Genomic DNA, 13,586 nt, shown 5'->3' on the forward strand with positions numbered 1-13,586 from the left:
CGGCGGCTTACGTCTGTGTATCGGCAAATATAGAATCTTGCAAAATCAGTAACAACGAATAGGATGGTGTCGCGTCTCTAAATTTCTTACTTTGTCTCATCTTTAAATAGCTGTGACAACCCATGTAGCGAGGTACATTCTATTTTCAAGTGCGACTTGCAATAGATAACAACGTTTATCCCTGTATGGGACAAGACATGAATCGCAAATACTCCCAGATCGATCTGGATGAACGCTGCAAGAGTGCGCGCTGGCGTAAGGCTGGAATCAGCGTTGACGTCATCGCCGAGAAACTGCACCGACATCGCTCGACCATTTTCCGTGAGCTGCGCCGCAATACGTTCGAAGGTCGGCAGGTGCCTGAACTCGGAAGCGCTTATGCGGACTGGCCATCACTTCGATGCGTAAAGCGCCCGAGACCGTTCCAGATGTTTCAGTACTGCCTGTTCGGCAGCGTCGGGATTGCCGGCTTCCAAGCAGGTGATGATTTCCTCGTGCTCGGCCAGCGTGAACTTTTCCTTGCCGGTCCAGATCAGCATTTCGGTATGGTATTCCTTCAGCCAGGCGAGCATCGCATCGCTGACGGCGACATAGATCGGGTTGCGTGAAATCCGGGCGATCCGGGTGTGGAATTCCATATCGGCGGCGATGAAGGCTTCGGCGTCGCCCAGCGATGCGCGCTGCCGGTCGAGGATTTCGCGCAAGTCCGCGATGTCGTTGGCACCGCCCTTCTGGGCCGCCTCGCGGGCCATGCCGCGTTCGAAGAAGATGCGGGCGCTTTTCAGGTGCTCCAGCGAATCCGACGACTTGGCCAGCATCATCTTTGCGGTCATGTCCATCTGGCGGAAGATCGATTGCGCCGTCAGTTCCAGCACCTTGGCGCGCTCGCCGTGCGAAATGGCCACCAGCCCCATGCCGGCCAGCGCCTGCATCGCCTCGCGGATCGCCGGCCGGCCGACGCCGAAGCGCTCCATCAGTTCCCGCTCGGACGGCATTTCGTCGCCGGGCTGCAATTCGCCTGACGTGATCATCGCCTTCAGCCGCGCGAAAACTTCGTCAGACAGTTTGCGGCGGACGATCTGTTCGGTCTGCTGGCCCATAATGTCTCGCTGGTTCACATTCGCCATCGTTATGCACCGCTGCTGTGGCGAATGAAATCCACACACACGCTTATCGGCGTCACATTCCACATCGATCGTCGCGGACGCAAGCGCCCCTCTTGCTTAATTGATATACTCATTATACCAGTTGGCGAAAATGTGCCACACAATCTGGCAGGGATTTGCCATACCGGGAGGCTATTGCGCGATCATGATCGTCGTCACCTACAGAATTGAAACGTCAGGCAGCATCGAGGCGATGGCGGAAAAGATCGCCAGCGACCAGTCGACCGGTACTTTCGTGCCCGTTCCCGGAGAAACACCGGAATTGAAGGCGCGGGTTGCCGCCCGGGTGCTCGCCATCCGCCCGCTTGCCGATGCCGAACGCCCGAGCTGGCCGGAAGCCACGGCAGGCCGTGGGCCGATCCGCCGCGCCGACGCCGATATCGCCTTCCCGCTCGATGCTGTCGGCACCGATCTGTCCGCCCTGATGACCATCGCGATCGGCGGCATCTTTTCGATCCGCGGCATGACCGGACTGCGCGTCGTCGATCTCAAGTTGCCGCAGGAATACGGGTCCGCCTATCCCGGCCCGCAATTCGGCCTGCCCGGCAGCCGCAGTCTCACCGGCGTCTACGACCGCCCGATCATCGGCACCATCGTCAAGCCGGCACTGGGCCTGCGCCCGCACGAAACGGCGGAGCTGGTCGGCGAGCTGATCGGCTCCGGCGTCGATTTCATCAAGGACGACGAAAAGCTGATGAGCCCGGCCTATTCGCCGCTCAGCGAGCGCGTGGCCGCCATCATGCCAAAAATTCTCGATCACGAGCAGAAGACCGGCAAGAAGGTGATGTATGCCTTCGGCATCTCGGCGACCGATCCAGACGAGATGATGCGCAACCATGATCTCGTTCTGCAGGCCGGGGGCAATTGCGCCGTCGTCAACATCAACTCGATCGGCATGGGGGGCATGGCGTTCCTGCGCAAGCGCTCCGGCCTGGTGCTGCACGCCCATCGCAACGGCTGGGACGTGCTCACCCGTCATCCCGGCATCGGTTTCGATTTCAAGGTCTGGCAACAGTTCTGGCGGCTTCTCGGTGTCGATCAGTTCCAGATCAACGGCATCGGTGTGAAATACTGGGAGCCGGATGACAGTTTCGTCGAAAGCTTCAAGGCGGTGAACACGCCGCTGTTCAACCCATCCGACTGCGCCCTTCCCGTCGCCGGTTCCGGCCAATGGGGCGGACAGGCGCCGGAAACCTATCGCCGCACCAACCGCACAACCGATCTGCTCTATCTCTGTGGCGGCGGCATCGTCAGCCATCCCGGCGGCCCGGCGGCCGGCGTGCGCGCGGTGCAGCAGGCCTGGCAAGCGGCCGTCGCCGATATCCCGCTGGAGACATATGCCAAGGATCATCCAGAGCTTGCCGCCTCCATCCAGAAATTCGGCAGCGCCAGCGAGTAGAAGTCATGACCGCACAGACCAATCCTCTCCTGTCCTATTATGGCGATGACCTGACGGGCTCTACCGATGTCATGGAGGCGCTGGCTTCCAATGGCGTCGAGACGGTGCTGTTCATGGATGTGCCGGATGAGGCACTGCTGCAACGCTTCGGCGATTGCCGCGCCATCGGGCTTGCCGGTACCAGCCGCAGCGAAACCCCGGACTGGATGGACAAGAACCTGACGCCGGCCTTCGGCTGGCTGAAAAGCCTCGGCGCCGATATCTGTCACTACAAGGTCTGCTCGACCTTCGATTCCGGCCCGATGGTCGGCAATATCGGCAGGGCCGTCGAAATCGGCAAAGCGCTGTTTGATCAGACCTACATCCCCGTCCTCGTCGGTGCGCCGCAGTTGAAGCGTTACACCGCCTTCGGCCATCTCTTTGCCGCTTATCAAGGCGAAGTGTATCGCATCGACCGCCACCCCGTCATGAGCCGCCACCCTGTCACGCCCATGGCAGAGGCTGATCTGCGCCTGCACCTGCGCGCACAGACGGCGCTGACAACCAGACTCGTCAATCTCTCCATGCTTGCCGCTAAGGATGCGGATGACAGGGTAGACGACGTTTGCCGGGATGCGGACGGCATGGTGCTGTTCGATATCGACAGCCCCGAAAGCCAGTTCCATGCCGGCCGCCAGCTCTGGCGCCTGAGACGCGACGGCGGCTGGTTCGTTGCCGGCTCCTCCGGTGTCGAATACGCCCTGCTGACCGCCTGGAATGCTGCGGGCCTGACGGACGGCAAGAAAACCTTTCCCTTGCCCGGCAAGGCTGATCGGATCGCTGTCGTTTCCGGCAGCGTCTCGCCCACTACCGAACGGCAGATCCGCCATGCAACGCAAAACGGTTTTGCCGGAATCAATCTCGATCCGCTGGAACTGCTCGGTGAAAGCGGTAATGCCGCTCTTGAACGGGCAATTACAAGCGGTCTCGACAGCCTGAAGCGCGGCGAAAGCGTCATTCTCAACACGGCGCTCGGTCCATCCGCCGACCGCGGTGGCGATATCGACCGCATCCCCGGAAGCCGCCACCGGCTCGGCCGGCTGCTCGGTGCGATCCTGCGGCGTCTGGTGGAAGAACAACATTTGACCCGCGCCGTCATCGCCGGCGGCGACACGTCCAGCCATGCGCTTCGGGAACTGCATGTGCAGGCGCTGACCACCCTGCTGCCGCTGCCGCAAACGCCGGGATCGCCGCTCTGCACGGCGCACGGCAGCTGCGCTGAGACCAACGGCCTGCAGATCGCGCTCAAGGGCGGACAGGTCGGCTCCGACGGCTATTTCGCGCAAATCAGGGATGGACTTCAAGCATAGCCATTCCGATGCTGGCCTATTGGATTGCGCGAACCGCGTTGCGGCGGTCTTTTGGCGGCAAGTGTGAAAAGGATGCACGCAGGCTGGCATTGAACTGCTTCAACAAATGCCGATCGAAATGGCCCTCCGATTTCAGCATCATCCTCAGTGTTTCCGCCGGTGTCCACGCGCGCTTGTAGGATCGTGCCGAGGTCATCGCATCATAGACATCGCAGATGGCGGCGATCCGTGCCGGCGTGCTGATCTGCTTGTCCGACAGACCGAAGGGATATCCTTTGCCGTCTATCCGCTCGTGATGGTGAAGGCAGACGTCCAGAACGATCTGCGGCATGTCGCCCTGGCGCGACAGCAACTCGTAGCCACGAACCGGATGGGTCCGGATCTCCGCCATTTCCTCGTCCGTGAGCGCGCTCTTCTTGGACAGCAGCGCGTCGGGCATCACCATCTTGCCGATATCGTGCAACAGGCCGCTGACACCGAGAATACGCACCGTTTGCTCGTCGAACTTGAGGAAGCGTGCGAAATGCACCATCAACGCGCTGACGGCAATCGAATGCAGGAACGTATATTCGTCCTTGGTCTTGAGGCGGGTAATGCCGATCAGCGCCGCTGGATTCCTTACCATCGACTTGGCGATCTGCTCGACAGCACGATCGGCGGGCTCGAATGTGGCCTTGCCGTTCAGGCGCGCGTTTGAAAACAGCGTGTCGAGCAGCGGCCTGGTCTGCTCGATCGTCTGCAGCGCCTCCTCGATTTCGGTCTGGGTAAAAGGCCGGGAAAGATTGGACAGCGATGCCTCGCTTTCCCGCTTGTCCGGCTGAGGCCGGCCGGCGCCAACGTCCACTCCCCTGTGTGTATCGATGACGAGGCTGATGATATTACTGGCTCTCACCTTTGCCGCCGCCGCTTCGTCCTTCAGAAGAAAACTACGCACAGGCGCTGCCTCGTCTCGCAACGGGTCTTCGATATCGGTGATGAACATGCCCACTCGGGCCTGGTGGCGTTTGATACGCTTGAGCATGCTATCGCTCTTTTTCAATCATTGCGCGCTCCCTGCCCGGTTAACACCATAAAATATCATTTCCTGAGTATAACTTTCGTTCCCTCCCATACAGCAGACGAAAAACTCAAGTGTCCATCCAGAAACACCACCCGCGCAGGAAATCTCTCGTGAGTGATCTTTGATAAAAACGATTTATCCGGCGTTAAAGACTGATCATTCGCTCAAAATTAATCCAACCTCCGAGAAAACTACCTTCGATTGCCGAATGACACCAAGTCTTCCTGTGATTGCCAATCACAGCCGATGGAAATTTTGTGCGCAGCAATATCATGCTAACCCTCCCAAATAACTGACTCGCAACATGACATACTGATTGACTCATCATACCAGTTGCCTTAGACCATCGCAAAACAAACGCGCAGGTGAGGAAATATGACTTCGATCGCACTTTTCGGTGCCGGCGGCAAAATGGGCTACCGGCTTGCCAAGAACCTCAAGGGCTCACGCTTCGATGTGCGCCATGTGGAAGTAAGCGAGGCCGGCAAGGCACGGTTGCTCAACGAACTCGGCCTGTCCTGCATTGATGTCGATGCGGCGCTTGCCGGTGTCGATGTCGTCATCCTCGCTGTGCCCGACACAGCCATCGGCAAGGTCGCGGCAGGCATTGAAAGCAAGCTGACAGCGGGTACGATGGTGGTGGCTCTGGATGCTGCCGCCCCGTTTGCCGGCCACCTGCCGGAACGCGCCGATCTCACCTACTTCGTCACCCATCCCTGCCATCCGCCGATCTTCAACGATGAAACGGACATGCAGGCGAAGAAGGACCACTTCGGCGGCCTGTTCGCCAAGCAGCATATCGTTTCCGCGCTGATGCAGGGCCCGGAAGAAGCCTATGCGCTGGGTGAAGAGATCGCCAAGGTCATCTGGGCTCCCGTCATGCGCTCGCACCGCGTCACCGTCGATCAGATGGCGATGCTGGAGCCAGGCCTGTCCGAAACCGTTGCCGCCTCGCTGCTGGTCGTCATGAAGCAGGCCATGGACGAGTGCGTCAAGCGCGGCGTGCCGGAAGAGGCTGCCCGCGACTTCCTGCTCGGCCACCTCAACGTGCTCGGCGCCGTGATTTTCGGCGAAGTGCAGGGCGTGTTCTCGGACGCGTGCAACAAGGCCATCGAATTCGGCATCCCCGCGCTGATGCGCGACGAGTGGAAAAAAGTCTTCGAACCCGAGGAGATCGCCGAAAGCATCCGGCGCATCACCTGATCGACAAGGAGCCGACGCTCCGCACATCGACGGCTCCGCCGGGAACGGAGCCGTCAACTTAATCAACCGGGAGGAACCACATGACACTGACACGCAGACTGACGCTTGCCGCCTTTGCCGGCGCCCTTTCACTGAGCGTTGCCATGCCGGCATTCGCCGCCGATCTCATCGCCATCATCACCCCATCGCACGACAACCCGTTCTTCAAGGCGGAAGCCGTCGGCGCGGAAGCAAAGGCCAAAGAACTTGGCTATGAGACCCTCGTTCTCGTTCACGATGACGACGCCAACAAGCAGAGCCAGCTGATCGACACAGCCATCGGCCGCGGCGCCAAGGCGATTATCCTCGACAATGCCGGCTCCGAAGCTTCGATCGCCGCCGTCCAGAAGGCCAAGGATGCAGGAGTGCCCTCCTTCCTGATCGATCGCGAAATCAACGCCACCGGCGTTGCCGTCTCGCAGATCGTTTCCAACAACTACCAGGGTGCGCAGCTCGGCGCCGAAGAGTTCGTCAAGCTGATGGGCGAGAAGGGCAACTATGTCGAGCTGCTCGGCCGCGAAGCCGATCTCAATGCCGGCATTCGCTCCAAGGGCTATCACGACATCATCGACGAATATCCGGAGCTGAAGATGGTCGCCCAGCAGTCGGCCAACTGGAGCCAGACGGAAGGCTATTCCAAGATGGAAACCATCCTGCAGGCCAATCCCGACATCAAGGGCGTCATCTCCGGTAACGACACGATGGCCATGGGGGCGATCGCCGCCCTTCAGGCTGCCGGCCGCAAGGACGTCATCGTCGTCGGATTCGATGGCTCCAACGACGTGCGCGACAGCATCACATCGGGCGGCATCAAGGCAACCGTACTTCAGCCGGCTTACGCTCAGGCGCAGATGGCGGTCGAGCAGGCCGACGCGTTCATCAAGACCGGCAAGGGTCCGGCTGAAGAAAAGCAGCTGATGGATTGCGTGCTGATCAACGCCGACAACGCCCCCAAGCTCGAAACCTTCGCGCTCAAGGACTAACCCTCCCCAAGGATGCGCACAGGGCGGACGAAATCTGCCCTGTGCGTTTTATGCCATTTGACGGAGTGACACTCATGCCGCATTTCCGGCTCGCCGCCGCCATCCCGCTTTCCCTTGCGCTGACCACACTTTTGGCGCTCGGCAGCTGCAAGATCATCAAGACACCGACGGCGGAAGAGGCTGCGCAAGCAGCAAGCGGCGGCTTCAATCCCGCACGTCAAGTTGCGGAAATCTGGGACAGCAAGGTCATCCCTTTCCTGCAAACGCGCGCCGGCCCCTTCCAGGAAGTCTCCGCCCTGTCCAAATCCGACCTCGACGCTGCGGCGGCAAAATACGGCCACAAGGAGAAGGAAGGCAGCGCGCCGTGGACTTTCGCGGCCAAAGTCTCGGGCACGATCGTCAAGGCCGAAACCGCATCGCGCGCCGCCTTTCTCGACACCGATGTCGATGGCGACGGCAAAGCCGATTTGCGCATCCAGATCGGCCCTGTCATCAAGGGCACGGCTATCCGCGACAGCCTCGATTTCGTCAATTTCAACGAATTCAAGAACCAGATCCAGTGGGCCGAATTCGGCAAGGCCTTCAACACCCATGTCAACGGCCTGACGCTTGAAAAGCTGCCGCGCGAAAGCCTCGAAGGCAAACATGTCGAGGCGCTCGGCGCCTATCCGCTGCCGTCCCCCGGCCAGCCGGCGCTTTTGACGCCCGCGACCATCACGATCGGCGGCTGACATGGCAGCCGAATTCCACGACACCATTCTGAAGCTTGACGATGTGACCAAGGTCTATTCGGGCATCGTCGCCGTCAAGCATGCGAGCCTTGAGTTGAAGCGCGGCGCGGTCAACGTTCTCGTCGGCGAGAACGGCGCGGGAAAATCGACCCTGATGCGGATGATCGCCGGCGTCGAGAAACCGTCGCTCGGCCGCATCCTGCTCGAAGGCAAGGACGTCGAGTTCAACTCTCCCGCCGACGCCCAGAAGCACGGCATCGGCATGGTTTTCCAGGAGCTCAACCTGTTCGGCAATCTTTCGGTCGCTGAGAACATTTTTGCAACCCGCGAAATCACCCGTGGCATTCGCGGCATCGACCACAAGGCCCAGGTGCAGAAAGCCAACCAGTTTCTCGACAAGCTCGATGCCGGAATCAGCTCCGAGACCATGGTCGAGGACCTGCCGATCGGCCAGCAGCAGCTCGTCGAAATCGCTAAGGCGATCTCGCTCGATACCCGCATCCTTATTCTCGACGAGCCAACCTCGGCGCTCTCTGCGGCCGAAGTCGATATCCTGTTCAAGGTCATCGGCGAGCTGAAGGCGCAAGGGGTCGCCATCGTCTACATCTCGCACCGGCTGGAAGAGCTGATGCGGATCGGCGACTACATCACCGTCCTGCGTGATGGTCAGATCACCGGCCAGGCCATGGTCAAGGACATCGACACCAAATGGATCGTCCGCTCGATGATCGGCTCGGATGCCAAGGACTTCGCCAAGTCGCTCGACCACAAGCTGGGCGCTGAGGCCTTTCGCGCCGAAGACATCTGCCTGCCGCGCAAGACCGGCGGCTTCGCCGTCGATCACCTGTCGATCTCGGTTCGCGCCGGCGAGGTGTTGGGCATCTACGGCCTGATGGGTGCCGGCCGCAGCGAGTTCTTCGAATGCGTCATCGGCCAGCATGCGCATTCGACCGGCAAGATCTTCGTTGCCGGCGAAGAGATCGTCGCCAAGGACACGTCCACTCGCATCCGCAAGGGTCTTGCCCTCATTCCGGAAGACCGCCAGCGGGAAGGCCTGGTGCAGGTCCTGTCGATCGCCGCGAACCTGACTTTGGCAAGCCTAGAAAAATTCGTGAAATTCGGCTTTCACATTTCCGGCGACCGCGAGCAAGCGGCCGTCAAGGAACAGGTCCGCAATCTCTCGATCAAGGCGCCAAACCCGGATTTCGACGTCACCTCCATGTCCGGCGGCAACCAGCAGAAGGTCGTCATCGGCAAGGCGCTGATGACCAATCCGAAAGTTCTTCTGATGGACGAGCCGAGCCGGGGCATCGATGTCGGCGCCAAGGCGGATGTCTTCCGCACCATGCGCAAGCTCGCCGGCGAAGGTCTCGCCATCCTGTTCTCCACGTCCGACCTCGAAGAGGTCATGGCGCTGTCCGACCGGATCGCCGTCATGAGCAACGGCAAGATCACGACGATCCTCGACCGGGCTGCCGCCACCGAAGAGCTCATCGTCAAGGCTGCGTCCGAGGGACACAAATCGGCCGGCCACACATCGACAAGGGAAATTACGTGATGACGACTGCAACCTCGACCGAAAAAGTCCCGGCGGCCGATAGCGGCTCCATCCTTCTGACGCTGATGAAACTGCGGACCTTCATCGCGCTGTTTGCCGTCATCGCCTTCTTCTCGATCTTCGCGCCGAACTTCCTGTCGACGGCCAATATTATCCTGATGTCGAAGCATGTGGCGCTCAATGCCTTCCTCGCCATGGGCATGACCTTCGTCATCATCACAGGCGGCATCGACCTTTCGGTCGGCTCGATCGTCGGTCTCTGCGGCATGGTCGCCGGCGGCCTGATCCTCAACGGCATCGATCTCCAAATCGGCTACACGATGTATTTCAACGTCGTCGAGGTCTGCCTGATCACGCTCGTCGTCGGCATCCTCATCGGCGCAATCAACGGGCTTCTGATCACCAAGCTCAACGTCGCGCCCTTTATCGCCACGCTCGGCACGCTTTATGTCGCGCGTGGGTTCGCGCTGCTCTCCTCCGACGGACAGACGTTTCCAAACCTGATCGGCAAGCCCGAACTGGCCACTACCGGCTTCGGCTTTCTCGGCTCCGGCCGCATCATCGGGCTGCCTGTATCCATCTGGATCCTGATCGTCGTCGCGCTTGCCGCCGCCTATGTCGCCAAATATGTGCCGATCGGCCGCCAGATCTTTGCGGTCGGCGGCAATGAGCGCGCCGCCCGCATGTCCGGCATTCGCGTCGACCGCGTCAAGATGTTCGTCTACATGTTCTCCGGCTTCTGCGCCGCCATCGTCGGCATCGTCATCTCGTCGGAACTGATGGCCTCACATCCGGCAACCGGCAATTCCTTCGAACTCAACGCCATTGCCGCAGCCGTGCTCGGGGGCACCTCGATGTCCGGCGGCCGCGGGACCATCGGCGGCACCATTATCGGCGCCTTCGTCATCGGCATTTTGTCGGACGGCCTGGTGATGATGGGCGTTTCTTCGTTCTGGCAGATGGTCATCAAGGGCATCGTCATCATTGTCGCCGTAGTGGTAGACCAGGCACAAAGACGGCTGCAGCAGCAGGTGACATTGATGCAGCTGGCGAAGAAGGGCTAAAGTTTTAAAGGCCCCTCCCCAACCCCTCCCCACAAGGGGGAGGGGTAGGGGAGGGGTTCTTTTTGAGTTGGGAAGGAAACGACATGCCAAACCTCAAGGGAGCCCTGATCGGCTGCGGCTTCTTTGCCGTCAACCAGATGCATGGCTGGAACGACGTCAAGGGGGCTGGCATCGTCGCCATCTGTGACCGCGATCCAGAGCGCCTACAGATCGTCGGCGACCAGTTCGGCATCGAACGGCGCTACACCGATGCCGCCCGGATGTTTGGCGACGGCGGCTTCGATTTCGTCGATATCGCCACGACCGTCAACAGTCACCGCGCCCTCGTCGAAATGGCTGCCGCAAACAAAATCCCAGCGATCTGCCAAAAACCGTTCGCCCCGACGCTCGCCGATGCCAAGGCCATGGTCGCGGCCTGCAAGGCTGCCGGCGTTCCGCTGATGATCCATGAAAATTTCCGCTGGCAGACGCCGATCCAGGCCGTCCACAAGGCGCTCGCATCGGGCGCGATCGGCACGCCGTTCTGGGGTCGCTTCTCGTTCCGCTCCGGCTATGACGTGTTCTCCGGCCAGCCCTACCTTGCCGAAGGCAAGCGCTTCATCATCGAGGATCTCGGCATCCACACGCTGGATATCGCCCGCTACATTCTCGGCGACGTCACCTCGCTGACGGCGCGCACCAAGCGCGTCAACCCCAGGATCAACGGCGAGGATGTGGCAACCATTTTGCTCGATCACGAGAGCGGCGCCACGTCGATCGTCGATGTCAGCTATGCAACGAAACAATCCACCGAGCCTTTCCCCGAAACGCTGATCGAAATCGACGGCACCGAAGGCTCGATCCGCTTGTCGCAGGGCTATGAACTGCAGGTCACCAATGCCGAAGGCACCGTCAACACCGATGTCGCCCCGACGCTTCTTCCCTGGGCGTCGCGCCCGTGGCACAATATCCAGGAAAGCGTTTTTGCCATCCAGCAACATTGGACCGATAGCCTGACAGCGGCCAAGGAAACCTCCACGTCCGGCAGCGATAATCTGAAGACCTTCGCACTGGTCGAAGCCGCCTATGAAAGTACGGCATTAAACACCACCATCGACATCGGACCCCTGCTGAAATGATGGATGCAGACCTCGCCTTCCAGCTCTACGGTACAAGGCAAGCTGAGCCCGCTTCGCGGATATTGAAAGCCGGCAAACTGACGGCGCACCTGGCAGGCGGCAATCTGCGCGCTATCAGTTATGACGGCGTGGAGGTGCTGCGTGCCATCTCCTACCTGGTCCGCGACCGCGATTGGGGCACCTACGACCCCACACTGGCCAACCTCGCCGTCACTGAAACGGACACCGGCTTCACCGTTGCCTACACCGCCCGATGTAACGGCCCCGAGGGCACGGTTCTCGACATAACCGCCGCAATCGAGGGCACCGCCGATGGCGCGATGACCTTCAAGGGCACTGTCTACTCCATTACAGGTTTCGAGACCAACCGCTGCGGCTTCTGCATTCTCCACCCGATCGTCGGGGTGGCCGGCACGCCCGTCTCCGTCGAGCATGTCGATGGCAGCATCGAAGACACCGAACTGCCCGACCTGATCGAGCCCTGGCAGCCCTTCAAGGACATGCGCGCCATCACCCACACGGCGCTCCCGGGCGTCAGTGTCGAATGCCGCATGGACGGCGATGGGTTCGAGATGGAGGACCAGCGCAACTGGTCCGACGCCTCCTACAAGACCTATGTGCGCCCACTCGCCCTCCCCTGGCCTTACCGGATCCCCGCAAACGAGCCGGTCACCCAGCAGATCATCCTGACGATAACCGACGGCCGCGCCGCCTTGGACGATCGCCTAGCATCCGCTGGAAATGATGCCATCATCCGCCTTACCCCCGGCACCTTGACCGGTGCCATGCCCGCCATCGGCCTGCTGATCACACCGGAAGAAGCCAAAGCCAGCCTCGCCGCCCTTCGGCAATCCGGCGCTCCAAAAGTCCAGGACCTGCTCTTCCATTTCGACCCGATCGCCGGGCACGATGCCCGCGCCTTCATCGCTTTCGCTAACATGACGGCGATCCACGACGGCACCACCACCCTCGAAATCGCCGTCCCCTGCAAGCGCCCGCTGGATGGGGAACTACAGGAAATCGCCAGATGGATGCGTGCTGCGAATTTCGCGCCGAACGCCATCATGGTCTGCCCCTCCGTCGACCGGCAATCGACGCCGCCCGGCAGCAGCTGGCCCGACTGCCCGCCGCTTGCAGAGGTTTATGCGGCGGCCGCCAAAGCTTTTCCGGGCATTCGTCTCGGCGGCGGCATGCTGTCCTATTTCACCGAGCTCAACCGCAAGCGCGTACCGGGCGAAAATCTGGCCTTCATCAGCCATTGTACCAACCCGATCGTCCACGCCGCCGACGATATCAGCGTCATGCAGACGCTCGAAGCCCTGCCTTTCATCACCCGCTCGGTCCGCGCCGTCTACGGCGACAAGCCCTACCGTATCGGCCCCTCCACCATCCCCATGCGCCAGAACCCCTATGGCAGCCGGACGATGGACAATCCGCAGGGTAACCGCATGCCCATGGCCAACCGCGACCCGCGCCACAACGGCAAATTCGCCGCAGCGTTCGCCGCCGGCTATATCGCCTCGGTGTTGAATGCCGGTCTCGAAACACTGACGCTATCAGCCCTCACCGGCCCGTTCGGGCTTTATGCCGGAGAGCTTGAGCCGGTGGAGGAAGGAGGCATGCGCCCACTTCACGCCATCGTCAAAAGACTGGCGGAACTTGCCGGGCAAAACTGGCAGGCCGTCACCTCGTCGGCGCCCGACAAAGTGCTGGCGTTCACGGTGCAGACGACGGCCGGCGGTATCGCCTGGATCGTCAATCTGACGGCAGTGCAACAGTCCATAGACACGATGCAACTCGGCCTGAGTTCCCTGCGGACGCACCTCGCTCCATTTGAAGCAACCCATATTGCCATTCAAGCAGCGAAGGGCACGACCTGACGGAGCGTGCCGACGGCATTTAATCCCGCTTCCTGC

General features: G+C 60.8%; 11 protein-coding genes and 1 pseudogene. 10 read left to right on the top strand and 2 right to left on the bottom strand.

Translation table 11 applies throughout. The features are described 5' to 3' along the window. Positions 1 to 197 precede the first annotated feature (197 nt). Positions 198 to 380 (top strand): annotated as a pseudogene (locus ACP7BS_RS28890) (helix-turn-helix domain-containing protein); the annotation flags it as partial. A 12-nt stretch (positions 381 to 392) separates the two neighbouring features. Here ACP7BS_RS28890 and ACP7BS_RS28895 read toward each other — a convergent pair. Continuing rightward, positions 393 to 1,100 (bottom strand): transcriptional regulator NanR, encoded by a 708-nt coding sequence (locus ACP7BS_RS28895; protein WP_426240861.1) that lies wholly within the window; start codon positions 1,098 to 1,100, stop codon positions 393 to 395. A 211-nt stretch (positions 1,101 to 1,311) separates the two neighbouring features. On the opposite strand from ACP7BS_RS28895, the gene oiaX reads away from it, so the two are divergent. Continuing rightward, the gene (oiaX, locus tag ACP7BS_RS28900; protein WP_426240862.1) at positions 1,312 to 2,565 is read left to right on the top strand and encodes a 3-oxo-isoapionate-4-phosphate decarboxylase OiaX; all 1,254 of its coding nucleotides are present in this window, start codon (positions 1,312 to 1,314) and stop codon (positions 2,563 to 2,565) included. 5 nt (positions 2,566 to 2,570) lie between these two features. After that, complete coding sequence (locus tag ACP7BS_RS28905) at positions 2,571 to 3,914, top strand: four-carbon acid sugar kinase family protein (RefSeq protein ID WP_426240849.1); 1,344 nt, start codon at positions 2,571 to 2,573, stop codon at positions 3,912 to 3,914. A 16-nt stretch (positions 3,915 to 3,930) separates the two neighbouring features. Here the strand turns inward: ACP7BS_RS28905 and ACP7BS_RS28910 are convergent, their stop codons facing one another. After that, entirely contained in the window at positions 3,931 to 4,935 is a 1,005-nt protein-coding gene (locus ACP7BS_RS28910) for an HD-GYP domain-containing protein (protein ID WP_426240850.1), read from the bottom strand. A gap of 414 nt (positions 4,936 to 5,349) precedes the next feature. Here ACP7BS_RS28910 and ACP7BS_RS28915 point away from each other — a divergent pair, with 414 nt between their 5' ends. From ACP7BS_RS28915 to apnL, 7 genes are all read left to right on the top strand, one after another. Continuing rightward, positions 5,350 to 6,177, top strand: coding sequence for a phosphogluconate dehydrogenase C-terminal domain-containing protein (locus ACP7BS_RS28915; RefSeq protein ID WP_426240851.1), 828 nt, complete (start codon positions 5,350 to 5,352; stop codon positions 6,175 to 6,177). A gap of 80 nt (positions 6,178 to 6,257) precedes the next feature. After that, positions 6,258 to 7,199, top strand: coding sequence for a D-ribose ABC transporter substrate-binding protein (locus ACP7BS_RS28920; RefSeq protein ID WP_426232626.1), 942 nt, complete (start codon positions 6,258 to 6,260; stop codon positions 7,197 to 7,199). 74 nt (positions 7,200 to 7,273) lie between these two features. After that, positions 7,274 to 7,930: a DUF2291 family protein gene (locus ACP7BS_RS28925; RefSeq protein ID WP_426240852.1), complete on the top strand. Its 657-nt coding sequence runs from the start codon at positions 7,274 to 7,276 to the stop codon at positions 7,928 to 7,930. A 1-nt stretch (position 7,931) separates the two neighbouring features. Continuing rightward, positions 7,932 to 9,488 carry a sugar ABC transporter ATP-binding protein gene (locus ACP7BS_RS28930; RefSeq protein WP_426240853.1) on the top strand — a complete coding sequence of 519 codons (1,557 nt, stop codon included), beginning with the start codon at positions 7,932 to 7,934 and terminating at the stop codon, positions 9,486 to 9,488. Next, a complete protein-coding gene (locus ACP7BS_RS28935) occupies positions 9,488 to 10,552 on the top strand; it encodes an ABC transporter permease (RefSeq protein ID WP_426240854.1) in 1,065 nt (354 codons plus the stop codon). Before ACP7BS_RS28930 ends, ACP7BS_RS28935 begins: the two co-directional genes overlap by 1 nt. A gap of 83 nt (positions 10,553 to 10,635) precedes the next feature. Continuing rightward, positions 10,636 to 11,670, top strand: a complete 1,035-nt coding sequence (locus tag ACP7BS_RS28940; RefSeq protein WP_426240855.1) for a Gfo/Idh/MocA family protein — start codon at positions 10,636 to 10,638, stop codon at positions 11,668 to 11,670. Continuing rightward, positions 11,670 to 13,550 carry a D-apionate lactonase gene (apnL, locus tag ACP7BS_RS28945; RefSeq protein ID WP_426240863.1) on the top strand — a complete coding sequence of 627 codons (1,881 nt, stop codon included), beginning with the start codon at positions 11,670 to 11,672 and terminating at the stop codon, positions 13,548 to 13,550. The genes ACP7BS_RS28940 and apnL overlap by 1 nt, the downstream gene beginning before the upstream one ends. The last annotated feature ends 36 nt before the right edge of the window (positions 13,551 to 13,586 follow it).

It is taken from the genome of Pararhizobium sp. DWP1-1-3, from assembly GCF_049896125.1.
In the GTDB taxonomy this organism is placed as follows: domain Bacteria; phylum Pseudomonadota; class Alphaproteobacteria; order Rhizobiales; family Rhizobiaceae; genus Pararhizobium.

Coding starts and splice junctions, on each gene's coding strand:
- ACP7BS_RS28895 (WP_426240861.1), bottom strand. CDS start 1,100: ATGGGCCAGCAGACCGAACAGATCGTCCGCCGCAAACTGTCTGACGAA.
- oiaX (WP_426240862.1), top strand. CDS start 1,312: ATGATCGTCGTCACCTACAGAATTGAAACGTCAGGCAGCATCGAGGCG.
- ACP7BS_RS28905 (WP_426240849.1), top strand. CDS start 2,571: ATGACCGCACAGACCAATCCTCTCCTGTCCTATTATGGCGATGACCTG.
- ACP7BS_RS28910 (WP_426240850.1), bottom strand. CDS start 4,935: ATGCTCAAGCGTATCAAACGCCACCAGGCCCGAGTGGGCATGTTCATC.
- ACP7BS_RS28915 (WP_426240851.1), top strand. CDS start 5,350: ATGACTTCGATCGCACTTTTCGGTGCCGGCGGCAAAATGGGCTACCGG.
- ACP7BS_RS28920 (WP_426232626.1), top strand. CDS start 6,258: ATGACACTGACACGCAGACTGACGCTTGCCGCCTTTGCCGGCGCCCTT.
- ACP7BS_RS28925 (WP_426240852.1), top strand. CDS start 7,274: ATGCCGCATTTCCGGCTCGCCGCCGCCATCCCGCTTTCCCTTGCGCTG.
- ACP7BS_RS28930 (WP_426240853.1), top strand. CDS start 7,932: ATGGCAGCCGAATTCCACGACACCATTCTGAAGCTTGACGATGTGACC.
- ACP7BS_RS28935 (WP_426240854.1), top strand. CDS start 9,488: ATGACGACTGCAACCTCGACCGAAAAAGTCCCGGCGGCCGATAGCGGC.
- ACP7BS_RS28940 (WP_426240855.1), top strand. CDS start 10,636: ATGCCAAACCTCAAGGGAGCCCTGATCGGCTGCGGCTTCTTTGCCGTC.
- apnL (WP_426240863.1), top strand. CDS start 11,670: ATGGATGCAGACCTCGCCTTCCAGCTCTACGGTACAAGGCAAGCTGAG.